The 24,495-nt window shown below is 54.7% G+C and carries 19 protein-coding genes and 5 tRNA genes; 11 read left to right on the top strand and 13 right to left on the bottom strand.

What is annotated here, in order from left to right:
- Positions 1–106: 106 nt before the first annotated feature.
- From ACT3XD_RS15615 to ACT3XD_RS15600, 4 genes are all read right to left on the bottom strand, one after another.
- Entirely contained in the window at positions 107–4,048 is a 3,942-nt protein-coding gene (locus ACT3XD_RS15615; RefSeq protein WP_192539150.1) for a hybrid sensor histidine kinase/response regulator, read from the bottom strand.
- Positions 4,049–4,137: 89 nt separating this feature from the next.
- Positions 4,138–4,659: a hypothetical protein gene (locus ACT3XD_RS15610; RefSeq protein ID WP_192539151.1), complete on the bottom strand. Its 522-nt coding sequence runs from the start codon at positions 4,657–4,659 to the stop codon at positions 4,138–4,140.
- 103 nt (positions 4,660–4,762) lie between these two features.
- Entirely contained in the window at positions 4,763–6,544 is a 1,782-nt protein-coding gene (locus ACT3XD_RS15605; protein ID WP_192539152.1) for a sodium:solute symporter family protein, read from the bottom strand.
- 6 nt (positions 6,545–6,550) lie between these two features.
- A complete protein-coding gene (locus ACT3XD_RS15600; RefSeq protein ID WP_018916307.1) occupies positions 6,551–6,811 on the bottom strand; it encodes a DUF4212 domain-containing protein in 261 nt (86 codons plus the stop codon).
- Positions 6,812–7,494: 683 nt separating this feature from the next.
- Between ACT3XD_RS15600 and ACT3XD_RS15595 the strand changes: the two genes are divergently transcribed.
- The 3 genes from ACT3XD_RS15595 to ttcA all read left to right on the top strand — a co-directional run bounded on the left by ACT3XD_RS15595 (position 7,495) and on the right by ttcA (position 10,976).
- The gene (locus tag ACT3XD_RS15595; RefSeq protein ID WP_192539153.1) at positions 7,495–9,306 is read left to right on the top strand and encodes a DUF294 nucleotidyltransferase-like domain-containing protein; all 1,812 of its coding nucleotides are present in this window, start codon (positions 7,495–7,497) and stop codon (positions 9,304–9,306) included.
- Complete coding sequence (locus tag ACT3XD_RS15590) at positions 9,303–9,956, top strand: DNA polymerase III subunit epsilon (protein WP_318782775.1); 654 nt, start codon at positions 9,303–9,305, stop codon at positions 9,954–9,956. The genes ACT3XD_RS15595 and ACT3XD_RS15590 overlap by 4 nt, the downstream gene beginning before the upstream one ends.
- Positions 9,957–10,064: 108 nt before the next feature.
- The gene (gene ttcA / locus ACT3XD_RS15585; protein WP_192539154.1) at positions 10,065–10,976 is read left to right on the top strand and encodes a tRNA 2-thiocytidine(32) synthetase TtcA; all 912 of its coding nucleotides are present in this window, start codon (positions 10,065–10,067) and stop codon (positions 10,974–10,976) included.
- Here ttcA and fnr read toward each other — a convergent pair.
- The 4 genes from fnr to ACT3XD_RS15565 form a co-directional block, all read right to left on the bottom strand.
- Positions 10,963–11,715, bottom strand: coding sequence for a fumarate/nitrate reduction transcriptional regulator Fnr (gene fnr, locus ACT3XD_RS15580; RefSeq protein WP_192539155.1), 753 nt, complete (start codon positions 11,713–11,715; stop codon positions 10,963–10,965). The two genes, ttcA and fnr, sit on opposite strands and share 14 nt — an antisense overlap.
- A gap of 62 nt (positions 11,716–11,777) precedes the next feature.
- On the bottom strand, positions 11,778–13,205 hold the full coding sequence (hemN, locus tag ACT3XD_RS15575; protein ID WP_192539156.1) for an oxygen-independent coproporphyrinogen III oxidase: 1,428 nt from the start codon (positions 13,203–13,205) through the stop codon (positions 11,778–11,780).
- Between the two features lie 78 nt (positions 13,206–13,283).
- Positions 13,284–14,039, bottom strand: a complete 756-nt coding sequence (locus ACT3XD_RS15570) for a sulfite exporter TauE/SafE family protein (protein ID WP_192539157.1) — start codon at positions 14,037–14,039, stop codon at positions 13,284–13,286.
- Positions 14,036–15,838, bottom strand: coding sequence for a heavy metal translocating P-type ATPase metal-binding domain-containing protein (locus ACT3XD_RS15565; protein ID WP_192539158.1), 1,803 nt, complete (start codon positions 15,836–15,838; stop codon positions 14,036–14,038). Before ACT3XD_RS15565 ends, ACT3XD_RS15570 begins: the two co-directional genes overlap by 4 nt.
- A gap of 323 nt (positions 15,839–16,161) precedes the next feature.
- Here ACT3XD_RS15565 and ACT3XD_RS15560 point away from each other — a divergent pair, with 323 nt between their 5' ends.
- From ACT3XD_RS15560 to ACT3XD_RS15535, 6 genes are all read left to right on the top strand, one after another.
- Positions 16,162–16,887, top strand: coding sequence for an alpha/beta fold hydrolase (locus ACT3XD_RS15560; RefSeq protein WP_192539162.1), 726 nt, complete (start codon positions 16,162–16,164; stop codon positions 16,885–16,887).
- An 88-nt stretch (positions 16,888–16,975) separates the two neighbouring features.
- A tRNA-Val gene (locus ACT3XD_RS15555) sits at positions 16,976–17,051 on the top strand.
- A 60-nt stretch (positions 17,052–17,111) separates the two neighbouring features.
- Positions 17,112–17,188: transfer RNA gene (locus ACT3XD_RS15550), tRNA-Asp, on the top strand.
- A gap of 39 nt (positions 17,189–17,227) precedes the next feature.
- Positions 17,228–17,304, top strand: a tRNA-Asp gene (locus ACT3XD_RS15545).
- 39 nt (positions 17,305–17,343) lie between these two features.
- Positions 17,344–17,419: transfer RNA gene (locus tag ACT3XD_RS15540), tRNA-Val, on the top strand.
- Positions 17,420–17,477: 58 nt separating this feature from the next.
- Positions 17,478–17,554, top strand: a tRNA-Asp gene (locus ACT3XD_RS15535).
- Positions 17,555–17,693: 139 nt separating this feature from the next.
- On the opposite strand, the gene ACT3XD_RS15530 is transcribed toward ACT3XD_RS15535, so the two are convergent.
- From ACT3XD_RS15530 to glcD, 4 genes are all read right to left on the bottom strand, one after another.
- Positions 17,694–18,095, bottom strand: coding sequence for a heme-binding protein (locus ACT3XD_RS15530; RefSeq protein ID WP_192539829.1), 402 nt, complete (start codon positions 18,093–18,095; stop codon positions 17,694–17,696).
- A gap of 65 nt (positions 18,096–18,160) precedes the next feature.
- Positions 18,161–19,399, bottom strand: a complete 1,239-nt coding sequence (gene glcF, locus ACT3XD_RS15525; protein ID WP_192539830.1) for a glycolate oxidase subunit GlcF — start codon at positions 19,397–19,399, stop codon at positions 18,161–18,163.
- Positions 19,400–19,413: 14 nt separating this feature from the next.
- The gene (glcE, locus tag ACT3XD_RS15520; RefSeq protein WP_192539831.1) at positions 19,414–20,514 is read right to left on the bottom strand and encodes a glycolate oxidase subunit GlcE; all 1,101 of its coding nucleotides are present in this window, start codon (positions 20,512–20,514) and stop codon (positions 19,414–19,416) included.
- A gap of 35 nt (positions 20,515–20,549) precedes the next feature.
- Positions 20,550–22,049, bottom strand: coding sequence for a glycolate oxidase subunit GlcD (gene glcD, locus ACT3XD_RS15515; RefSeq protein ID WP_026285607.1), 1,500 nt, complete (start codon positions 22,047–22,049; stop codon positions 20,550–20,552).
- A 210-nt stretch (positions 22,050–22,259) separates the two neighbouring features.
- Here glcD and glcC point away from each other — a divergent pair, with 210 nt between their 5' ends.
- Complete coding sequence (glcC, locus tag ACT3XD_RS15510; RefSeq protein ID WP_192539832.1) at positions 22,260–23,036, top strand: transcriptional regulator GlcC; 777 nt, start codon at positions 22,260–22,262, stop codon at positions 23,034–23,036.
- Between the two features lie 5 nt (positions 23,037–23,041).
- Here glcC and ACT3XD_RS15505 read toward each other — a convergent pair whose 3' ends face one another.
- Entirely contained in the window at positions 23,042–23,734 is a 693-nt protein-coding gene (locus ACT3XD_RS15505; RefSeq protein ID WP_192539833.1) for a GntR family transcriptional regulator, read from the bottom strand.
- A 244-nt stretch (positions 23,735–23,978) separates the two neighbouring features.
- On the opposite strand from ACT3XD_RS15505, the gene ACT3XD_RS15500 reads away from it, so the two are divergent.
- Positions 23,979–24,446, top strand: a complete 468-nt coding sequence (locus ACT3XD_RS15500; protein ID WP_192539834.1) for a GlcG/HbpS family heme-binding protein — start codon at positions 23,979–23,981, stop codon at positions 24,444–24,446.
- Positions 24,447–24,495 lie beyond the last annotated feature (49 nt).

Here is a 24,495-nt window from a genome sequence, read left to right as displayed (position 1 = left end):
GGCAAGGCAAAAATCAGCGAAAAAACGGAGTTTACAGGTGTAAATGAGTATTTTGAGCTGATTTTTAACGCCGTATGGTCGAGCGCAAGCAGTTTTCGTGCAAAGCCTAGACATTTGCCCGGCTGGCTTGCAGTGTTCGGGTCAAGAGCGCCCGCAAGGCGGCCGGTTTTACTGGTTTCAAAAGCAGCTGATACCCATCGCGTTTGATCTCTTCGGCCACGACTTCCGTTCGGTCGGCGGTAATAACAATGCCGGGCACCGCGCCGGATAGACGTTCACTAAGCGCTTCCAGGGCCATCAAGCCGGTGACTTCATTGTCCAAGTGATAATCGGCCAGAATCGCGTCGGGGTCACCGTCCATATTGCGCAGTATCGATTTAGCGCCCCCAATGCTGGTCGCGGTAAACACCTCGCATCCCCAGCCGCTCAGCATGGCTGTCATGCCTTCCAAAATGAGCGTTTCGTTATCGATACACACGATCCGGGTACCGGCAAGCTTATTACCGCTGCGCCGGCTTGATGGCTCTTGTTCGTCCGGGCTGATTTCCCTGGCGGCAACGATAGGAACGCTGACTGAGAATACGGTGCCACGGCCTTCCCAGGAACGCACCTTGATAGGGTGGTCGAGCACTCGGCTCATCCGGTCGGCAATCGAAAGGCCCAGGCCCAGACCCTTTTCACTCTCTTTATGCCGCGATACCTGATCCAGGCGACGAAACTCTTGGAATATTTCCGTCAGCTTGGATTCCGGAATACCCGGGCCGCTGTCCCATACTTCGATCACCAGCCGGTCACTTTGACGGCGGCAGCCTAGCAGCACGCGGCCATCCTGGGTGTAGCGGATGGCGTTGGATAAAAAGTTCTGCACAATCCGGCGAAGCATCTGCGGGTCAGAGTCGACCCACTGGTGGGTAGGCACTACCTCCAGGTCAAGGCCGCGGTTGTCGGCCATCACCTCAAATTCAGCGCGCAGCGGCCGGAAAATATCCGCCAGGGCAAAGTGGTTGCGGCGAGGTGTCAGGGCGCCGGCATCCAGTTTGGAGATATCCAGCAGCGTGCCGAGAAGCTCTTCAGCGGCCTGCAGCGAATTATCGATATGTCCGATGGTGCGCTGAGTATCGGGGGCGGTCACGTTTTGCATCAAAGCCGAGGTAAACAGCCGTGCGGCGTTTAACGGCTGTAGCAAATCGTGGCTCGCGGCAGCCAAAAAGCGGGTTTTGGAGGCGTTGGCGTCTTCGGCTAGCTGTTTGGCTTGGCGCAAGGCTTGCTCAGCCTCGGCCCGTACGCGGTTCTCCTGACGCAGCGCGGCGTTAGCCTCGGACAGCGCCTGGGTACGCTCACGAACGCGCTCTTCAAGCGTTTCGTTAGTTTCTTTAAGGGCAATTTCCGCCCGGCGTCGCTCGGTAATATCCTGATACAGCGCAAAAAAGCCGAGAATCGATTGGCTGTCGCCAAAGTGAGGCGTATACGTCACCAGCATATAACGCATGGCATCATTGACGCGCATGGCGACCTCAAAACTCACCCGCTCCCCGGCCAGCGCACGTTCGACCCAAGGGCTGCGTTCTTCCGCCTGTTTTAGCGAGAGCACGTCTTCAAAGCGTCGGCCAATGACCGCATTACGATCAATACCGAATGCCTGCTCATAGGCGCGGTTGGTAAATAGGTAGCGGCACTCTTTATCAAAATAGGCGATCAGCGCAGGGACGTTATCGGTGTAAATACGGATATTGTTTTCCGAGCGAATTAGCGCTTCTTCAATGCGTTTTTGCTGGGTAATATCCTGATAAGTGTAAACAAACCCGCCGCCGGGCATAGGGTTACCCTGTACCTCCAGTACGCTGCCATCCTGGCGGTAGCGAACATAGCGATGGGGGTGGCCATCGCGGATGTTGTCCAGCAGCAGCTGAACATGTTCTTCCGGATCGCCGGGGCCATACTCGCCATTATGCGCGTTGTAGCGGAAGATACGATCAATCGGCGCGCCCACGCGGATAAGGTGATCGGGGAAGCGAAACAGCTCAAGATAGCGCTGGTTCCAGACCACCAGGCGCAAGTTTTGGTCGACAACGCTGATGCCCTGGTTGATGTTCTCTATCGTGGCCTGCAGCAGGGCACGGTTAAATTCCAGTACCTGGGATGCTTCATCGACAATCGAGATAACATCGGAAATGCCGATACCGCGCCCTTGAAGAGCAGAGTTGACCACAATACGCGCCGATGAGGCGCCAAGTACCGAGGCAAGGAAACGCTCGGTAAACTGAATAATATCAATGGAGGCTCGGGTGCTGTTGTCCAGCGGCTTGCCGGTCCGGCGGGCGTAATCCTCAAATGCCCGATCGACTTGCCCGGCGCCCAGAAAGCGTTCACACAATACTTTAAGATCGCCCACCGTTGTGGCACCGGTCCAAGGGCGGTTAACCGAAGTTTGGCGGGTTTCAACGCTGTCGACAAATAGCGAGGCCTGAATACGCTCCACTACACGCTGCGAGGTCACCTGGGAAATAAAGATATAGCAGAACAGGTTAATGCCCAGCGATAGCATCACGCCGTGGGTAAAGCTGTCGCCCAGGTTCAGGCCAAAAAGCCCCGTCGGGGAGAGCCAGTGAATACCTGTCGGCCCGCCAGCTAGCCACTCTTGAGGCAGTACGCCAGCATTGATCATTGCGGGCATCAACAGGCTATAGGCCCAAATGGCAAAACCCGCGTTCATGCCCACAATAACGCCTAGACGGTTACCGCGTTTCCAGTAAAGGCCGCCAATAACCGCGGGTGCAAACTGAGCGGCGGCGGCAAACGAAAGCATGCCGATGGAGGCAAGCGAGGTGAACTCGGCAATCAGCCGGTAGAAGCCGTAGGCCATCGCCAAGACGACGGCAATCGTGATGCGGCGCGTGCGCAGTACCAGGCGTCCATAGTCGCGCGCTTTGGTATCAAACCAGCGCAGCCGGAACAGCGCGGGAATCACGATTTCATTGGAGATCATAATGGATACGGCGACCGCCGCCACGATCACCATGCCGGTCGCAGCCGAAAATCCACCAATAAAGGTCAGCAGGGTTAGCCATTGATGGCCGGACTGCATGGAAAGCGCCAATACGTAGGTATCGGGTTCCACGCCGGTTTCTGAAAAGAGTAACAGCCCGGCTGCTGCCAGCGGCACGACGAAAAAGGCGATGGCAAACAGATAAAGCGGGAACAACCAGCGGGCTTTGGTGGCATCGTCAGGGTGAATGTTCTCAACCACGGCGACATGAAACTGCCGGGGAAGACATAAAATGGCCAGCATGGCGAGCAGTGTCTGTGCCCAGAAGCCGTGTCCAAAATCCTGATTCGCCAACTGGCGCTGAAGTTCAAGCTGGCTGTCGGCATGGCTCATCAACTCGCCCAAACCGCCGAACATGCCCCAGGTAACATAAGCCCCTAGCACCAAAAAGGCTAACAGCTTGACGATCGATTCAAACGCGACGGCATGAATCAGGCCTTCGTGGTGTTCGGTCGCATCGGTATGGCGAGTACCAAATAAAATCGCAAAAACCACCATCACGATGGCAACGTAAAACGCTGTGTCGCCAAACAGCGGCGCACCGACGGCATCATTGGCTTCGGTCAGCACACTAAACGTGGTCGATACGGCTTTAAGCTGAAGCGCGATGTAGGGAAGGGTACCGACTAGCGCTACTAAGCTTGCAAACGCCGCAAGCGACTGGGTTTTGCCGTAGCGCGAGGCGATAAAATCCGCAATGGAGGTGACGTTTTGGTGCTTGGCGACGCGGATCATCTTGGCCAGCACTGGCCAAAAGAGCAAAAACGTCAGAATAGGGCCAACAAAAATACTCGCAAAAGACCAGCCTGCTGTAGCTGCCTGGCCCACCGCCCCGTAAAACGTCCAGGAGGTGCAGTAAATTGCCAGCGCCAGGCTATAGATCAGGGGGCGCCGACGGCTGGCGCCGTGGGTACGTGCACGGCGGTCACCGTACCAGGCAATACCGAATAGAATCGCAATATAAAGCAGTGATACTGCGACCAGTAGCCCACCGTGAAACATGCCTATTCCCCCACCAACGTTTATCTCGCCCAGCGAGCGGCGCGTACAAAGAGCCTCATTCTAGGCGAAGACGAACACTTACGTCTCGCTTAGGCGCTAGCGAGTCCGCACACGGTGGTTAATAGCGGCGATGTTTCGCGCAGTCGGCGAAGCTCGCTCAGCTGTGCTTCTCCGGTGGCGTTATTTAGTGGTATCAGCTCGCGGCTGTCGCAGTTTAGAACGTAGGGTTGGGTGATGAGGATATCGGTATGGTGGCGCTCGAACTGATACAGAATAAATTCCACCACCGGTGTGCCATCAATCTCACGGGCAACGATATTGTCGCTATCGACAACGCTAAACTTGGTGGTCATGGGAAAAGCAAACGTCCAGGGACGCCATACGGCGCTTGAAGTATCGCTTGAAATGACAATGGCAGTGTCAGGCAACTGTGCCTGCTTGTGTTCAAACCATGAATACTCCACCTGGATTTGATAGCCCAGCATGCCTAGTCCACCGCATACCGGCACAATCCATTTGGGTAGCCGTTTGCGGCTAAGGGTTCTAAGGATCAGCCCAATGCCGGCGGCGGCAAGCCCGGCAAATACTGCGGCGATCAAGTGCCATATCATAAAATATCCTTTCTGAAAGTCATCGGGCCTCCCTTAGGAGGCCCGATGGTCACTTTTGATTCCAAAGCAGTCTGTTGCGACAAGCCGAGGAAATGATTATGGCTTAATGATCGACCGCTGCACCAGCACCTTTTGGATAGCGAACGCTTTCCACCAGCTCCTGAATTTCCCGCGGCGGTGCGGCTGTCACGCTGGAGACTGCAAAGGCAACTGCGAAGTTGATCATCGCACCTACCGCACCGAAGGAGAGTGGTGAGATCCCCAGAATCCAGTTATCCGGAGTATTGGCCAACGTGTTGGTGCCTGGGATAAAGAACCAGCCCAGATAGGTGAAGATATACAGCAGCGTACAGATCAGGCCTGCCAGCATACCGGCAATCGCGCCCATGTTGTTCATGCGGGTCGAGAAAATACCCATCATCAACGCCGGGAACAGCGAGGCACCGGCAATACCGAAGGCCAATGCTACCGTTTGAGCCGCAAAACCGGGTGGGTTCAAGCCCAGGTAAGTGGCCAGCAGGATGGCGCCACCCATGGAGATCCGGGCTGCGAGCATTTCTCCTTTTTCGGAAATCTTCGGATTAATCATGGTCTTGATCAAGTCGTGACTGATTGCCGAGGAGATCGCGAGCAGAAGACCAGCCGCCGTTGAAAGGGCCGCAGCAATACCGCCAGCCGCGATTAAACCGATGACCCAGCCTGGCAGGTTAGCGATTTCCGGGTTAGCAAGTACCAGAATATCGTTGTTAACCGTCAGCTCGTTGCCTTCCCAGCCACGATCAGTGTAATCAGTTGCATCGTTATAGAACTGAATGCGACCATCGTTGTTAACATCATTGAAGGTGATTAGCCCAGTATCTTCCCAGGTGCGGAACCACTCCGGACGCTCTTCGTAGAGAATGGGATTTTGTGCGGCTTCGTCATAGTTTTCAACCTGACCAGCCATTTCAGGGTAAACCGTGGTCATCAGGTTAAGGCGTGCCATGGAGCCCACCGCCGGCGCCGTCAGGTAGAGCAGGGCGATAAATACCAGCGCCCAGCCTGCTGACCAGCGTGCATCAGCTACCTTGGGTACGGTGAAGAAGCGGATAATAACGTGAGGAAGGCCTGCGGTACCTACCATCAGTGAAAGCGTGAACAGCACCATATTCAGTTTATTGTCTACATCGGCGGTGTAGTCCTGAAAGCCTAGTGCGCTTACCACGTCATCGAGCTTCTGCAGTAGGGGAATACCCGATTCGGTATGTGTGCTGAACATGCCGAACATGGGGATTGGGTTGCCGGTAAGCTGGAAGGCAATAAACACCGCAGGAATGGTGTAGGCCACGATCAGAACGATGTACTGAGCGACCTGAGTGTAAGTGATCCCTTTCATGCCGCCGAAAACGGCATATAGGAAAACGATCAGCGCGGCGAGCCAGATGCCCCAGGTGTTGCTGACTTCCAAAAAGCGCGAGAAGGCAACGCCCGCACCGGTCATTTGACCGATAACGTAAGTCACTGACGCTACAATTAAGCACACAATGGCGACTAAACGGGCGGTATTGCTGTAGAAGCGGTCGCCAATAAAGTCAGGCACGGTGAACTTGCCAAACTTACGCAGATACGGGGCCAGCAACATGGCTAGAATAACGTAGCCGCCGGTCCAGCCCATCAGGAACGTGGAGTTAGCATAGCCACCGGAGGCCAGAAGACCCGCCATGGAAATAAACGAGGCTGCCGACATCCAGTCAGCGGCTGTCGCCATGCCGTTGGTAATCGGATGAACGCCGCCACCGGCAACGTAGAAGTCCTTCGTGGATCCCGCACGCGCCCAAATCGCGATACCGATATACAGGGCGAAGGAGGCGCCAACGAACAGTAAGTTAATTGCAAACTGGCTCATACTGGCTTACTCCTCAAGACCATATTTTTTATCGAGCTTATTCATTCTCCAGGCATAGAAGAAGATAAGCACAATGAAGGTAAGAATGGAGCCTTGCTGAGCAAACCAGAAGCCCAGGTCTGTCCCCCCGACTGGAATGCCCGCCAACAAAGGACGAAACAGAATTGCACATCCATAAGAAACGAATGCCCAAACAATCAGGCACCCGAAGATTAAGCGGACGTTGGCTTTCCAGTATTCAGCAGCATTAGATTTGTCGTCTGCCATTGTGTTGCTCTCCACTTGTTTTTTAAGGATTGGAAAGTTCACTAGGAATAGCGTTTGGCGCATCAGGGTAATGGCACACCAAAATCACTTGCTTCTTAGTTGTCATTTTTAGTCTGTTGCTGTTTAAGCTAGTTGATCTCTTAGTGCTTGGGTAAGTTTTAATTAGCCATATGCAATTACCCTGAATGACACATGGTTAATACTGGACAATAATCGCTAAAAAATAAATCCCAGACTTTGGTATCACTACTGCTTTTAGGGTGGTTTCCTAGTTTTTAAGTCGATGAAAATCAAAATTTTTATGATGCTTTGGCGGTAAGCTACTCTGTCCTTGAACAATGGTCTAGTGTTTGGCTAAAAGATAATGTTTGCTACTTTGAATAGATGGTTTGATATTGATAGTTGTATGCTTAAAAAAGCACTACTTTAGTCGTTAAAACCAACGTCGAGTCGACGTTGGAATAATAGCTAAAGGTATATAGTGAAAGGATGGCTTTAACCATTAAGTAGCATGTTTTTATAAAGCTGTTTGCTGAGTACGGTATTTATGTTCACCGTCTAATAATAACAAGCGACATACGGGTTTTGAGGTTGCCTGCTGCAATGGCTATCTCAATGCCATCATCGTTGGTGTACTTCTGCCAGCTTGCTGTATGAGCTTTTGTTGTGTGAGGTCAGGCCTGATGGTTGATGTTGAGCTGTCCCAACTGCCGTTTACGCTACTCGATGATGAGGGGCGTGACTTCGTTCGCCGAGGTATGGATCTTGCTTATTTTGATCGTGATGAAATTATTTTAGAAATGGGCGCTACGGGCGAGTACGTATTTCTGGTACATAGAGGTGACGTCGCTGAGATTGACCCCACCTTACCCGCTGCCAGCACCGTTATTGGGCACTACACGGCAGGTGATCTATTCGGCGCCATCAGTATTTTAAATGGAAAAAGCCGCTATCGCTTCCAGGCCGAACATGAATGCTTGTGTTATCTCATGCCCAGCGCTCTGTTTATGCAGCTGTGTCGGCAGTACCCATCCTTTGAGCAGTTCTTTAGGCACTCGCTTGCCCATAAGGCACGCCTATTAACCGAAAAGCGCGCTGACGGAGGCGTGACCATGGCGGGCTTCATGTTAGCCAAGGTCGGTGAGTGTATGCGTGAGCCCCTATTGATGGATGCCTCAACCGATATCGCCGGGGCGGTAAAAAAGCTCAATGACAGCCATGCCGATAGCCTGCTGGTCAAAACTCAAGACAAACTGGGCATGGTTACCAAAACCGACTTGCTCAATGCGCTAGTGCTAAAAGGCTGCACGCAGGCAACGTCATTGGATCAGATCGCCCATTTTTCATTGGTGACGGTGACTCCTGAGCAGTATCTTTTTGAAGCATTGGTGTTAATGACCCGGCATAAAGTTACCCGGGTTGTTGTGATAGAGCAGTCAGTACTCAAGGGCGTGGTTGAAATCACCGATGTCCTGAGCTTTTTCTCCAGCCGAAGCTACGTGGTGAGCCTACAGGTGGAGCAGGCCAACGATTTACAGTCGTTGTCGATGGCAAGCCAACGCACTCCAGAGCTGGTTCGGGCGCTAATGGCGCAAGGTGTCAAGCTGCGTTTTGCGATGGATCTTCTGGCAGCGCTTAATGGTCGGATAATGAGCAAGGCCTGGGAATTTATCATTAATGAGCAGCACTATCACGACAGCTGCCTAATGGTGATGGGCAGTGAAGGGCGCGGGGAGCAGATTCTTAAAACGGATCAGGATAACGGACTGATTTTAGATGACGATGCCCAGTGGCCCGGTGTAGCAGGTGATATGCAGCGCCTTACCGATACCCTGATAACGTTGGGCTACCCGCCTTGCCCCGGCAATATTATGGTATCTAATCCGCAGTGGGTTGCCAGCGTCTCACAATGGAAAAAACGTATCGCCAAATGGGCGCGCGAGCGCGATGGCGATAGCCTGATGAAGCTTGCCATTATGCTGGATGCCCATTCGGTCGCGGGCAATCCACGCTTGCTGGAAAGCGTGCGCGAGACCTTGTTTGAACGCTGTGCGGGAGATGAGATTCTGCTGTCCTACTTTGCTCGGCCGGCGCTGCGCTTTGCAACGCCCTTGACTCTGTTTGGCTCACTTAAAAAGCCTCAGCACGGCATCGATATCAAGAAAGGCGGCATCTTTCCGATTGTACATGGTGTGCGCACCATGGCGCTGGAACGACGTATTAATGTGACCTCGACCCAGGGGCGGCTGGAGGCGCTGGCTGATGATGGCCGCCTTGAACACCGGGTGGCCGATGACCTGGGCGAAGCGCTGGCGCTATTTACCGAGCTGCGTCTCAAGCAGCAGCTTAGTGAGCAGAAGGTTAGCGGTCACTCCAACCGCGTTGTGGTGCAAGAGCTATCATCGCTGGAAAGAGATGTGTTGCGTGAGTCGCTGCATATCGTTAAAGATTTCAAACAGCGCCTCTCCCACCGTTACCACTTAGAGTACTCATGAGCCGCGCTATGCAGGGAATCGACAAATACCTCACGCTGGTGGGGCGCTCGTTGCGGGCGTTATTCAAGCGTGAACGTGAACGTCGCCGCTATGCCAACTCTCCCTACGCCTGGTTATTCCAACCCTATATGGGTGAAGAGCTGGTGGCGTTGGCCTGTCAGGTGACGCCAGGAGAAACCCCCGTTTTAAGCTTTGCCGCTGTGGTATTGAATCAACAACAAATTCATACCAGCAGCGCCTGGGTGGCAACGCTTGCCGACCTGCAGGCCGCTGACAAGACGACGCTGCGTCGTCATCGAAAGCTTTATAATACCGAGACGGCATTATCGCCAAGTACCGATACGCTACGCGCGCTGGCCGAATTTATTGGCAATCGGCCGCTGATTGGCTGGCAGCTGGATCAGCAGTTGGCCGCCCTTAACAGCGCATTTAGAATCCACCTGGGGTTTGGGCTGCCCAATGCTCAGATTGATGTGGCCAAACTGCATCAGCGTCAGCTGCGTCGCCTACATCCGCTGGTCGAGTCACCTAGCCAGTTTTCCGAAGCGCTAGCATGTTGGCAAGTTCCCGCTACCTCGACAAGCGGTTTATTGGGCAAAGCCACCGCCAGCGCTCTGCTGTATATGCGCTTACAGCGTGATATGACGTAATCTGGTCAGCTTCTAGTATGCAGATAACGTGATTTTGCCAGTTGGGCGAAGGGCGGGAGTCTTGTTAGAATAGCCGCTGCTCCTTCTACCATTGGCAGTGCTTATATCATGCAACACCTCGATCATTTTGACCCCGCCACGTCGACCGCTGCGCAGGCGTGCGACCTATCGGGCCAGCCCGAGCCTGACGACGCCAAACAAAAGCGTGAATTCAATAAGTTGCAAAAGCGGCTGCGGCGTGAAGTGGGTAATGCCATCATTGATTACCAAATGATTAATGAGGGTGACCGCGTGATGGTCTGCCTGTCAGGTGGTAAAGACAGCTACACCATGCTGGAAATTCTGCGCAGCCTGCAGCGCAATGCGCCGGTGAATTTTTCGCTGGTGGCGGTCAATATGGATCAAAAACAGCCCGGTTTCCCTGAGCATGTGTTGCCACGCTATCTGGATAAGCTCGGCGTGGAATACCACATATTGGAGCGCGACACGTACTCGGTGGTGAAGGAGAAAACCCCCGAAGGCAAGACGACCTGCGCGCTGTGTTCACGCTTACGGCGCGGATCGCTTTACGGGTTTGCTGAAGAGATTGGGGCGAATAAAATTGCGCTGGGCCATCACCGTGAAGATATTCTGGAAACGTTATTTCTGAATATGTTTTTTGGCGGCACCTTGAAGTCGATGCCGCCCAAACTGCTCTCCGATGACGGTAAAAATATCGTGATTCGTCCGTTGGCCTACTGCAAAGAAGCCGATATTGCGGAGTTTTCCCGACTGATGGCATTTCCCATCATTCCCTGCAACCTGTGTGGTTCGCAGCCCAATATGCAACGTCAGGTCGTCAAGGAAATGCTTGCCGAGTGGGACAAGAAGCACCCCGGCCGCCTGGAAAGCATGTTCAAGGCGGTCACCAACGTTGCCCCTTCACAGCTGGCCGACCGTGAGCTATTTGATTTCCAAGGACTTGAAGCCAAGCAGGAGGCGCTAATGGCTAGCCGCATTCAAACGTTTAATGCGAATTGATCGTTTGATCATCCTCTTCGCTAAGCGTAATCAAGCGCTGCATATCGAGAATATTGACCTCTCGTCCAGAGACGGCCACCACTTTGTGCTGCTGAAAGCGGCTTAAAATACGGCTGACCGTCTCGACGGCCAATCCCAGATAGTTGCCTATGTCGGCTCGCGCCATGGATAGCCGAAAGCTGTAAGGCGAGTAGCCCCGACGTCGAAAGCGTTCCGACAGCGTAAGTAAGAAGCTTGCCAGCCGTTGGTCGGCGGTCTTGCGCGATAAAAGCCGCATCATGCGCCGGTCATCGCGAAGCTCCTTACTCATACTGCGATACAGCTGGCCGCGCAGCTCAGGGAGTTCCTCGGAAAGTGAATCCAGACGATCAAACGGGATCTCGCAAATGGTCGTGGTTTCCAGCGCAATCACGCTGCCGGGATAGTGCTCTTCATCGATGCCGTCCAGGCCTACCAGCTCGCTGGGCAGAAAGAAATTGGTAAGCTGGTCGTTACCGTTACCCTCGCTGGTCACCTGCTTCAAGCTGCCCGAGCGTACCGCGTAGACACTGGTAAAGCGGTCACCTTGGCGAAAAAGCGGCTCGCCTTTTTTAAGCGGAGCCCGGCGCCGGATAATGGCGTCAAACTGCCCCATATCTTCAAGCTCAAGCGCGAGCGGCAGACACAGCGAGCTTAGGCTGCAGGTCTGGCAACGTGCCTCTTGCAGAAGCGCACGTCGTTGGCTTGCAGGTGGTGGCATTGAGTCTCTCCCAGGTTCCGTCTTTTTTGCTCAAAGGGTGTTGGCTACGCGCGCTCAGCCCGCTAGACCATTTTCGAATAGCGCTTGCCTGACTGCTCTGGCAAACAGGCATCAAACGCCATGGCTAATTGACGAATCAGCAAACGACCCATTGGCGTTGCGTTAAGCGTATCACCCTGGCGGATGATTAACCCATCCTGCTCAGCAGGGTGTAGCTGTTCTAACGCAAGTGAAAAATAATCGGCAGCATCAATCTGCCAGCGTTGGCTAATGGCGGCTAAATCCAGGCGCATATCGCACATTAAGCGTTCGATAACGTCGGCCCTTATTAGATCATCCTTACTTAATCTTAGGCCTTTCACGGTCGCTAGTCGACCTTGGTCCAAGGCGTTTTCATAGCTGGCTAAGTCGACTGGGTTTTGCGCGTAGCTATCGCCTATATGTGAAATAGCCGATACCCCGAGCCCAATCAAATCGCATTTAGCATGGCTTGAATAGCCTTGGAAATTACGCTGCAGCGTCCCGTTGGCCTGGGCAAGCGCCAGGCTGTCTTCAGGCTTGGCAAAATGATCCATGCCGATATGCACGTAACCAGCGGCCGTTAGCATCTCGATGGTGGTACGCAAGATCGAAAGCTTTTCATCAGCGCCCGGCAGGTCGTCAACATTAATGCGCCGCTGGGGCTTAAACCTCGTGGGTAGATGCGCGTAGTTAAACACCGATAAGCGCGCCGGACTCAGCTCAATCACTTGCGCTAACGTCTCGGCAAAACTCTTTTCGGTCTGAAAGGGCAGGCCATAGATTAAGTCGAGATTGAGCGAACGAAACCCCAAGCGGTGCGCTTCATCCATCAGCGTTTCGGTAAGTACGCGCGGCTGGTGACGATTGATCGCTTTTTGAACGCGCGGATCCAGATCCTGCACGCCCAGGCTTAGGCGGTTAAAGCCCAATGACTGCAAATGGCGTAGGGTAAAGACATCGGCCTCACGCGGATCGATTTCGATTGCATAATCGCGGTCAGGGGCGTTTGAAAGCCCGAACCGGGCATCCAGGCGGTCGATCAGATCGCCCATCTGTGCCAGCGAAAGAAACGTCGGCGTTCCGCCACCCCAGTGCAGCTGTTTAACGGGTCGTGAAGTATCCAGGTGGCGCGCGGTGAGGACCATTTCACGGTCCAGGCGGGAGAGGTAAGGCTCCGCCAGGGCGGTGTTTTTAGTGGCGATTTTATTGCATGCGCAGTAAAAGCAAATTTTGCGACAGAATGGCACGTGAACGTACAGTGAAAGTGGCCGTCGGCTGGCGTTGCTCTGCTCAAGCGCTTGAATCACGTTATCCGCTGTAAAACCTTCATGAAAAGCCAGCGCGGTTGGATAGGACGTGTATCGAGGGCCGCTTTTATCATAGCGGCGTAGTAACGCTTCATCCCAATGGGCGCTAGGTAATCCGGCAGGTGTAACGGGCAGGGAGGCCGCAGTGGCATGAACGGACATGGAAACGCCTCCGGTAGCTTAGAAATAAAACTCTACCTATAGCCTACCGCCGTTACGGCCAGAAAGTGTTGAGCTACGTCAATGATTGGTGTGCGAGTGGGAATGAGGTTGGGAGTCGGAGTGTGAGGGCACATGGTCGTGACCACCTAGATGAGCATTGAGCGTCCATAGCTGCCATAAGGCAAAGGCAATAATGGTCAGCGCTGCTAGGGTTCGGGTCGCCGGGTGGCGGATAAGGTGGCTAAGTTTGTGAGCCGCTAGCCCAGTGGCCAGTAGCGCGGGCAGGGTGCCCAGACCAAATGCCCCCATCAACAGCGCGCCTTGAAGCGGCTGGGCGATTGCCAGGCTCCACGCCAGCATTGAGTAAACTAATCCACAGGGCAGCCAGCCCCATATAGCGCCTAGGGCAAATGCCTGGGGAAAATGGACTACCGGCATCAAACGCCGCCCAACGGGTTCAAGGTGGCGCCATAGGCGCTTTCCTACGGCTTCGACACGTAAAAGCCCCTTCCACCAGTTGGCGATGTAGAGCGCCATTAAAATCAGCATTAGCGCCGCCAACCCCTGCAGTATCAGGCGGGCTAAGGGAGAAAGCGAAATCAGCGTGCCGAAGGCGGCGACTAAAGTGCCTGCGGCCATATAGCTTGTAATGCGGCCCAGGTTGTAGCTCAACAGCAGGCCGCCCATACGTGCTGGGCGGCGCATGCTGGGCGGTACGGCAAAGGTCAACGCGCTCATGATTCCCCCGCACATGCCAATGCAGTGCGCGCCACCCATCAAACCAAACACAAACGCGGCGATAAGCGGTGGAAAATCAAGCCCGGTCGGGTTCATAACATGCCTTTTGCGGCTGAAAGAGAAAGGCTGCGCGAAAAACATAGCGTATTGGCGACGACGGCGAGAACGCTAATCACAACACCCAAGACGGCTCCCAGCGGAGACAAAAAGCCCAGCGCTGCCAGGGTAAATAATATCAGGCTTATGCCTACGGCCAAGCCGCTGGTGTGGCGTATGCAGCGCTGCATGGCGCGGGCAATGACAAGAGTCTCGCCGGCACAGGCCTTGCGAGGGCTAAAAATGACCACGTCAGGGTGGGAAGCTAAAGACTCACAGACATGCGCTGTTTGCGACAATGTCATCAGAGCGGAAGGCGTCTGTATTACCACGCCGCGCTTGCGCAACTGCTGGTAGCTGGCTACTAAGATCGCAGGATGCGCCATCGCCAACGCACAGAAACTACTCACTACCAGCATAGAGAGCAGGGTATCCAGTACCTCGGCTTTCCCAAGCCACCCGCCAATAGTCGTAACGCTTAAGCTCGCTATGAGTAAACGACTCACCCAGCGGTGCATGTTTTGCGCGTTGATCGCCGCCAAGGATTGCTCGCCCCAGGCAGCTTTAACCTGGGCGCTAATATGCGCGGTGCGAGTATCAGCGCCTACTAGGATTGCCTTGATGACCAGCGAATTTTCCAGGTTTCGACAGCCAGCCAGCACGTGATCGCCTACTTGGCGCGTTATGGGAAGCTGCTCGCCGCTCAATACCGATTCATCCAGGCTCGATGTCCCTTGCTCAATCGTGCCGTCAACGGGAAGTCGCTGGCCCGGTTTAACTACAACGTGATTACCTGGCGCGAGTTCCCCTATTGGCAGGATTTTCTCGCAGCCATCGTGGTAAAGCCGAGTGGCCGACGCAGGAAGGGCGTCTTTGAGCGTATTTTGAACATGCCCCAGGCCTAGGGATGATTTAACGTAGCCGCCCAGCAGCAAGAGCGTTGTCAGCAGGGTAATAAAACCTGCGTAGTGCTCCCCAGTATGAAGCAGCGTTGCGTAGATGCTTGCCAGGTAAGCGATGCTCAAGGCTAAACTGATAGGCACCGCCGGGCCGAGCAGGCCGCGCCGTATATCGACAAGCGCACGCCTGAAAAAAGGCGGTGTGGCGAATAGCATCACGGCGGTGGCTAGACCAAGGGGCAGCCAGTGAAACAGCGTATAAGCATGCGGGTTAACGTTTTCTAATGCTGCACCGTTTAAAAAAAACGCTAGCAGAGTGATGCCGATAAGGTTCGTCCCCGAGATTCTCAGCCGCCAAGCATTTACACGCTTTTTATGCCGCAGGTGCTCTTGGGTGGGGTCGGGCTCAAACGGCAGAGCGCTGTAGCCGATAGTGGCAAGCACGGCCAGTAGTTGAGAGAGTTTAAGCTGGTTGGCGTGCCAACTAACGCGCAGGCGATGATGGGATAAATCCACCGCGCTTGCGGTGATACCCTCAAGGGCATTTAGGCGATGCTCGATAAGCCAGGCACAGGCGTTGCAGGTAATGCCTTCGACCGCGAGGGTCGCGCTTAGCTGCTCAGTATCACTTTCTGACGTCACAAACGTTGCCTGACGTTCTGGGCTATCAAAGTGCGCCCAGGCATCGCTGTTAAGCGCCTCATTAACGGGGTTGCCGGGCAGGTCGGTACGCTGGCGGTAATAGCTTTCCAGGCCACCCTGTACAATGGCGTGCGCCACGGCTTCGCAGCCTGGACAGCATAAAGGGTGCACCGTTTCATCCAGCACAATTTGCCAAGGCGCATCGGCGGGTACGTGGCTGCCGCAATGGTAGCAAGAGGGGGCCGCAGGCGCTGTCATGACTTGGCTGACGGCTCTTGAGCTAAGCGCATCGTTAACGCGTTATCCAGCAATTATGTTTCCTTACAATGAGCGCTGCTTAACCGATGGGCAATCTATCCACAGGCCCTAATAGCTAACGTGTGAAACGTGTGAAAAGGTTAGCAGCATTGATGGGAAGGGCGCGAGTTTCGTCGTCATGCCTGCCTATCGCTTGATGATTTTTTTGCACCAACCCTAACGCGAAGGAGAGAGCGGTCGTGCCGAACGCTTACGCAGACTATGTTCCTATTCAACTTGACCAGTTGCCCGCTGCGCTGGCGCGGGAGGAAGCGTCTTGTTTTATGGTTGAGGGGTTTGGGCCACTTTCCGTCACCGGGCAGGCGCATATCGGGCGGCTTTTATGGGCGCATGGTGCTGGCGCAGGGCATCAATCGGCATTTATGCAGCATATGATCAATGCGCTTGCCGCCCAGGGCATTCAGGTCTTCGCGATTGATTTTCCGTATATGCAGCAAATGATGGAGCAGGGCAAGCGCCGCCCACCGCCGCCTGTGACGAAAACGCTTGAGCATTTTGCGGCCTGGTACAAGCTGCTTGGGCCATTGGCTGACCAGCCGCTATGGGTGGGCGGAAAATCAATGGGCGGACGTATTGCGACTATGTTTGCAAGTACGGCATTTGCAAGTACCGCGTTTGCAAGTACGGCGTTTGCAAGTTCAGGGTCCACAAGTACGGAGTCCGCAAGCCAGCAAGTTTGCCCTGGAGTGATTGTGGCGGGTTACCCGTTTCATCCGCCTAAAGCGCCTGGCAAGCTGCGTTTGAGCCACTGGGCGGATATTCATTGCCCACTGCTAATTTTGCAGGGCGAGCGTGACCCTTTTGGTACGCGCGAGGAGGTCTCAGGCTACTCGTTAACGGCGCAAACCCAGCTTGAATGGCTTACCAATGGCGACCATGATTTCAAGCCGCGCCGTGCATCTGGATTAAAACATGAGTTTTTGATTGACGAAGCGGCCACACTTGCGGCATCCTTCGTCCGCGCTCATGGAACGCCTTCGGGAATGTGAGCAACGCGCTGGTTTAAATCACAAAGTTTAAACATAACGTGTTGACATTCAGGTAGGCTTCTGTAGAATGCAGCACCACGTGACCAGCGGGTGGTTAGCTCAGTTGGGAGAGCACCAGCCTTACAAGCTGGGGGTCACTGGTTCGAACCCAGTACCACCCACCATCGAAAGATGGCCTGGAAACGTAAAGCAGTACCAAAGTAACATCAGCATGATGCAACAGCGGACCGGTAGTTCAGTTGGTTAGAATGCCGGCCTGTCACGCCGGAGGTCGCGAGTTCGAGTCTCGTCCGGTCCGCCATCATCATACTTTTTTGCTTTGTAGCAGTTATCGCTATTCGGACCGGTAGTTCAGTTGGTTAGAATGCCGGCCTGTCACGCCGGAGGTCGCGAGTTCGAGTCTCGTCCGGTCCGCCACGATAACTTGCAGATTGGTTGATTAAAGATCAACACCCTGGGTGGTTAGCTCAGTTGGGAGAGCACCAGCCTTACAAGCTGGGGGTCACTGGTTCGAACCCAGTACCACCCACCATTTAAAGTCCTTTTAAATGGTTGCAGTTGTAATACGGTTGTATAAGTGCCTTATTTGTGGACCGGTAGTTCAGTTGGTTAGAATGCCGGCCTGTCACGCCGGAGGTCGCGAGTTCGAGTCTCGTCCGGTCCGCCATTAAGCACTAGCGTTTATGTTACGCACTGAAATTTTAAGTGTACGGGTATAATTATTTTCGGTTTCATACCGACGAATTCTAAAAACCCCGGATCTTTGATCCGGGGTTTTTTCGTATGTGCGCTAGTTTTTAAGCCAGTTAGGCAACCGCGCTAATGCCTGCTTTGGCAATCTGCACGTCCTGGTCGGGTTTTACGCCAGAAATGCCCACTGCGCCGATTACCTGACCGTCAACGATGATGGGTACGCCACCGGATAGCAGGCCTGGGAAGGGAGCAGACACAAATGCTGTACGGCCGCCGTTAATCATCTCTTCGAACACTTGGGTTTCTTTACGGCCCAGGGCGGCATTGCGTGCCTTGTGCGTGGCGATTTCGGCGCTAAAGGGCGCCGCGCCGTCCAGGCGGCTAAGGGCGAGCAGATGGCCGCCGTCATCGGTAATCGCAATCGTGACCGGCCAGCTGTTGGTGTCGGCTTCTTTTTGGGCGGCCTCGAGAATTTTTGTGATATCGGCTTGAACAAGTACGGCTTTGGTTTTCATATCAGGTCCTTTTTTTATCAACAGGATGGTAATTGCTGCGCCGGTTGGTGGGCGCAGCAGGAAGATCAGTGAGTCATCAGTGCCGCGTCCACGACCTCAATCCAGTGGCGCACTGGCGTTCGGGTAGCACCTGCTAAATGCGTTTGGCAGCCAATATTAGCGGTTACTATAAGCTCTGGATTGCCCGCTTCCAACGCCGCCAGCTTATTATCGCGCAGCTGCGTGGCAAGCTCTGGCTGGGTGATGGAGTAAGTACCTGCGGACCCGCAGCAGAGGTGCGCATCCTGCACGGGTGTCAGCGAAAACCCCAGCTTGATCAATACGCCTTCTACCGCGCCGTTAAGCTTCTGGGCGTGCTGCAGTGTGCACGGGCAATGGAAGGCCAAGCGTTGGGTCTCTTTAACCTGTAGTGCTTCCAGAGGCTCCTCACGCAGAATCTCGACGATATCTTTTGCCAGCGCGCTGATCTTCTTGGCCTTTTCAGCGTAGTGCGGGTCATCTTTGAGCATGTAGCCATACTCTTTGATAAACGCCCCGCAGCCGCTAGCGGTTTGAACAATCGCCTCGGCGCCCTGTTCGATATGCGGCCACCAGGCATCAATATTGGCGCGCATGCGGGCGCGACCGTCATCTTGAGCGTTAAGGTGGAAATCAATTGCCCCACAGCAGCCGGCTTCTGCCACTGGTGTCAGGCTAATATGTAGACGATCCAGCAGCCGAGCGGTAGCGGCATTGGTATTGGGCGACAGCCCAGGCTGTACACAGCCTTCTAAAATCAGCATTTTGCGAGTATGCAGCTTACTATCAGGCCGCTTGCCCGCATTGACCGGCGCTGCAGGCATCTTGTTGCGCAGCTTGCTCGGCACCAATGGTTTGAACGTGAGTCCCAGTTTTAACAGCGTTTGAAAACGCTTGGGCTCGACCATCATTTTGCGCAAGGCATAGCGCTGGGCGCGGTCGGCCGGCGGGCGCGGTACACGGCGCTCAATTTCCGCGCGGCCGATATTCAAAAGCTTGTGGTACTCGACCCCAGACGGACAGGTGGTTTCACAGTTCTGGCAGGTTAGGCAGCGATCCAAGTGCAGCCGGGTTTCTGCCGTGACCTGGTCATCTTCGTCGCGGCTTTCCAGCAGCTCCTTCATCAGGTAGATGCGCCCGCGAGGGCCGTCACGCTCGTCGCCCAGCAGCTGATAGGTAGGGCAGGTGGCGTTACAGAAGCCGCAGTGGACGCAGGTGCGCAAGATGCGCTCAGCTTCCTGAATATGCGGCTTTTGACGATCTGCATCGGTAAAATGCGTTTGCATATCAGCTCTCCTGATTAAAACGCCGCGTAGAGACGACCGGGGTTGAAAATACCGTGAACGTCCAGCTCCGCTTTTAAATTGCGGTGATATTTTTCAACCACGCTGTTTAACGGGGTAAACGGCTCTGCCGCACCGCCCTGCGCCTGCGGCGTATAGCAGGTGGCGTGACCGCCTGCGGCCTGGCACGCATTGCGCAGCGTTGCTGCATCAAGCGTGGTTTTTACCCAGCGCTGGCTGCCACCCCAGTCGTAGAAGATATCGGCTTCGGGAATATCCAGCGCAAGCGGCGCGGTATGCGGGGGTAGCGACAGTCGCCAAAGCGCCTTGCCATCCTCAAGATGAAAAAATCCATGGGTTTGATTGGCAAGCGAACGCCAGAAGCTGGCTTCCAGTGGTTCGCCGCCCAGGCGCTCCTGGGTCGCTTTTACCGAGCTGTTGCCGCCTTCCAGGCGAATATAAAGCTCGCCTGCATGCCAGGCGGCTGCGGTGATGGGTAACGGCAAACGACCAAGTTCCGCCAGTTTATTCAAAGCATCTTCTAGGCCCATGGGTAGACGCAAGCAGTGGTTTGCTGTCGGAATCGGCAACACTTTAAACGAAATATCCGCAAGCACGCCAAGTGTTCCCTGGGCGCCAGCCATTAAGCGGGAAAGGTCGTAGCCCGCCACGTTTTTCATGACTTCGCCGCCAAAGCGCAGCAGCTTGCCTTCCTGAGTAATTACTCGCGTGCCAAGCACAAAGTCACGCGCTGCACCCGCCCAGGGGCGGCGAGGCCCGGAAAGGCCGGTCGCCACCGCGCCGCCGATGGTGCTGTTCTCACCGAAACTAGGCGGTTCAAAGGCAAGCATCTGATGGTGTTCGGCCAGGGCTTTCTGCAGCGCGCTTAATCGCGTACCGGCGCGTACCGTTACCACAAGCTCAACCGGGTCGTAAGACACAATGCCGCTGTGTTCGGCTATGCAAAGCGGCTGGCCTTCTACCGGGCGGCCATAAAATGCGCGGGTATCGCCGCCCACAAGACGTAGCGGCGTGCGTTTTTCATAAGCCGTACGCACCTGCTCACACAGGCGCTCAGAAATATCGCGGTCGGCGGCGTGAATCGCTAAATCAGTCATGGTCTTTCCTGGTGTTTGCCTTGTTCGATTTATCATCAAAAGCGCGGTAGCTCTGGATGCGGCAATTCATTGTTATGGACATGCATAGCGCCAAATTCAGCACAGCGGGCCAGTGTGGGGATGTTTTTTCCTGGGTTAAGCAGTCGCTTGGGATCAAACGCGGCTTTTAGCGCATGGAAAACGCTGATCTCATCCGCCTGGAACTGACTGCACATCTGGTTGATCTTTTCGCGCCCTACGCCATGCTCGCCGGTAATCGAACCACCAGCGGCCACGCACAGCTCCAGAATCTTGCCGCCTACCTCTTCGGCCAGTGCCAGCTCACCCTCTTTATTGGCATCGAACAAAATCAGGGGGTGCATATTGCCATCACCGGCGTGAAAGACGTTGGCCACCGCCAGGCCGCTCTGTTCAGAAAGCGCTGCTATGCCCTTGAGCACGCGGGGAAGTTCGCAGCGGGGTATCGTACCGTCCATGCAGTAGTAATCAGGCGACATGCGACCAACCGCCGGAAAGGCATTTTTGCGCCCGGCCCAGAACTTGGCGCGCTCCAGCTCATCACGGGCTTGCTGAATCTGCGTGGCACCGGCTTTTTCGAGCACCCGGCGTACCGTCTCGCAGTCGTCATCCACGTCCGCTTCAACGCCATCAAGCTCGCACAGCAAAATCGCCTCGGCGTCCAGCGGGTAGCCCGCTTTGACAAAATCTTCAGCGGCCTTGATGGCAAGCTTATCCATCATTTCCAGACCGCCTGGGATAATGCCCGCCGCAATAATGTCGCCCACTGCGCGGCCGGCTTTTTCAACGTCGTCAAAGCTTGCCATCAAGACTTTGGCGGTCTCCGGTTTGGGCAGCAGCTTGACGGTAATTTCGGTGACCACCCCCAGCATGCCTTCTGAACCGTTCATCAGAGCGAGCAGATCAAAACCCGGCGCATCCAGCGATTCGGCGCCCAGCGTCATGCGCTCACCTTCAATGGTCAGCACATCAACGCGCAGTACGTTGTGTACGGTCAGACCGTATTTAAGGCAGTGTACGCCGCCGGCGTTTTCCGCCACGTTGCCGCCAATCGAGCAGGCAATTTGCGATGACGGGTCGGGGGCGTAGTAAAGCCCGTAAGGCGCGGCCGCCTCGGAAATGGCCAGATTGCGCACCCCAGGCTGCACGCGGGCCATGCGTGCATCAGGGTCAACGCTCAGTATCTTGTTAAACCGCGACATCACAAGCAGTACACCTTGCTCAAGCGGCAGCGCGCCGCCGGAAAGACCGGTTCCCGCACCTCGCGTCACCACTGGTACGTCCAATGCGTGACAGCGTTTTAACAGGGCTTCGACCTGTTCAAGGTTTTCAGGCAGTGCTACCAGCATGGGCAATACCCGATAAGCGGCCAAGCCATCGCACTCGAAGGGGCGCAGATCTTCTTCCCGGTGAAGCAGGGTCAGGGTCGGCACGGCCTGCTGTATATCGGTTAAAACCTCGGTTTTATCACGGCGGGCAAGCTCGCCATCAAGACGTTCATCAAAGAGGATATTCATCACAACATCCCAGGTTTTTTATCGTTTAAGGTAACCGCACGGTTAATCAAGCATGGGTCAATCTGAGCTGTTTTTGTATGCCTGTCCAGAGTGTGGTGCAATGGTCAGACCAGTAATTGGTCGATAATCATGCAATGTTGAGCTTTGTAGGTACGGTACGATGAGGTTTATCTTATGGATCATCTAGGCGGGCTTTTGAAAGGAACGAGCATGGGCTTTTCCAGTGAAGACATGTCCATGGGCAGGCGTACGCCTGAAAACGTAGCGGCCCGGCTGGAGCGTTTGATTCTGGAGGGTGTTTTTCGCCCTGGGCAGTTGTTGCCGTCAGAAAGGCGGCTGTGCGAGCGGCTCAAGGTGTCACGCGCCTCGCTACGTGAAGGCCTACGGATTCTGCGTAGTAGAGGGATGATCGAAACGCGCCAGGGCCACGGCTCAACCGTGGCGTCGCTTCTACCCATGCAGGATAAAAGCCCGCTGATGCACCTGTTTCATGACCATCCGCGCACGCTGTTTGATTTACTCGAAGTGCGCGCTCTGCTGGAAGGCGAGTCGGCGTTTTTGGCCGCCAGGCGAGGCACGTCCATGGATCGCGTGCTGATTACCCGGCGCTACCGGGAAATGGCGGATTATGCCGAGCATTCAGACCCTATTGATGTGGAGCGTCTGGCGCGGCTGGACCACGCGTTTCATTTGGCAGTTTCCCAGGCATCCCACAACCCGGTGCTGGTGCATACGCTACAAAGCCTGACCGATCTGCTGCTGAGCTCGGTGTTTGCTTCCGTCAAGCACCTTTATCATCGCGAGGGCCCGCGCGAGATGATCAACCGCCAGCATGCAAAGCTTCACGATGCCGTGGTATCCGGCGATGCCGAGCAGGCACGCCAGGTCGCGCTTGAGCATCTCACCAGCATTACCGAGCTTTTGCGTGAGCTGGAGGCAGAAAGTGAGCGCCTGGAGCGCTCCGCTATGCGTATGGAGCCGTGGTAGCACGCTTATGCGTTAACAACGCTATGCCCTTCATCAGGCGCTTCATCTTCGATCACCCCAGCTAACGTCGCCACTTCAAGCTTATTGCACAGGTGGTCGCGCAGAATCTGGCCGAGCAGCTGGCTATCGCGCTTTTCCAGCGCATTGATCATGTTTTCATGATCCTTGACCGCCTGATCCCAAAACGCCTGGGTCATCTTTTTCGAGTAGCGCACTCGTTTTACGCGCTGACTAAGATTGCTGTACATCTCCTGAAGCACTTCGTTTTTAGAGGCGGCCAAAATGCCTTCATGGATCTGCCGATTAAGCTCAAAATAGGCTTTTAAATCATGCTGATGATAGTGTTCGAGCATGTTGTTGTGCAGCTTTCGAATGACGGTAATTTCTTTGTCGGTGATATGCTGGCAGGCCAGTTCGCCGGATAAACCTTCCAGCGCCGCCATAAGATCGTAAGTGTCCTTGACCTTCTTGAAGGTTAAGCGAACCACCCGGGCGCCGCGGTTGGGCAGCAGCTCAATCAGGCCTTCGGTCGCCAGCACCTTGAGTGCTTCTCTTAGGGGAGTGCGCGAAACGCCAAATTTTTCACACAGCTGTTTTTCTGATATCCGCTCGCCAGGCGACAGTTCGCCATGCTCGATAAGATCGCCAATACGGTCGGCGACTTCGCGATATAAATTGCGCTGCAGTATCTTCGTCATTGTTCTCTTCCTTCTCGGTCATCCACCTGGCGATCCTACCAAGCTTTGTACAGTACTTTTGCATGGTGCTAATAAAATTTAGCTGTCTTCCCGCTTGGGATAGTGGCGAGTCTACCTATGATCTGCAAAAGTAATTATGAATTCAATATTAACCAGGGTATAAAAAAATTGCTGGTAAAGCGTATTCGACCTCTCCTGATATTAGGAGAAATTAGCATTTAACAAGGATCACAAGGAGCCATCAATGGTAGGTAACGTATATCTTGCAAGCGTGCAGTTAACCCGCGCCCAGGCCCGAGCAATGGCGGAAGGGGCGATTACCCAAGCCCGGGAGGCTGACCTTACGCCATTGACCATCGTGGTGCTGGATGGTGGCGGCCACGTCGTGGTGGCTGAGCGTGAAGATGGATGCGCGCCGTTGCGCTACGCCGTGGCGCAAGGCAAAGCCTATGCCGCGCTAGGCATTGGTGTTGCCAGCGGCGTGACAGGGGAGCGCAATCAAGAGCGACCGGCCTTTCTAGCCAGCGTAGCGGCCGCTTCTCAAGGTCGGTTTACCCCTGTGGCCGGTGGTGTACTCATTCTTGATGATAAGGACTGCGTGATTGGTGCCGTAGGCATCAGTGGGGCATCGTCAAGCGAAGATCAGCAGGCCGCCATTGCCGGTATTGAGGCCGCAGGGTTCAAGTGGGGGCTTGAGCCTACGCTTGATTAACGTATTCCTTTGTAGGGTTATCAACAAAAGCGCCTCAACGCAGGCGCTT

The organism is Halomonas sp. AOP7-B1-5 (genome assembly GCF_052353045.1).
Lineage (GTDB): Bacteria > Pseudomonadota > Gammaproteobacteria > Pseudomonadales > Halomonadaceae > Vreelandella > Vreelandella colorata.
Note: the sequence above shows the minus strand (reverse complement) of the source record. Positions and strands in the feature narration are given on the sequence as shown.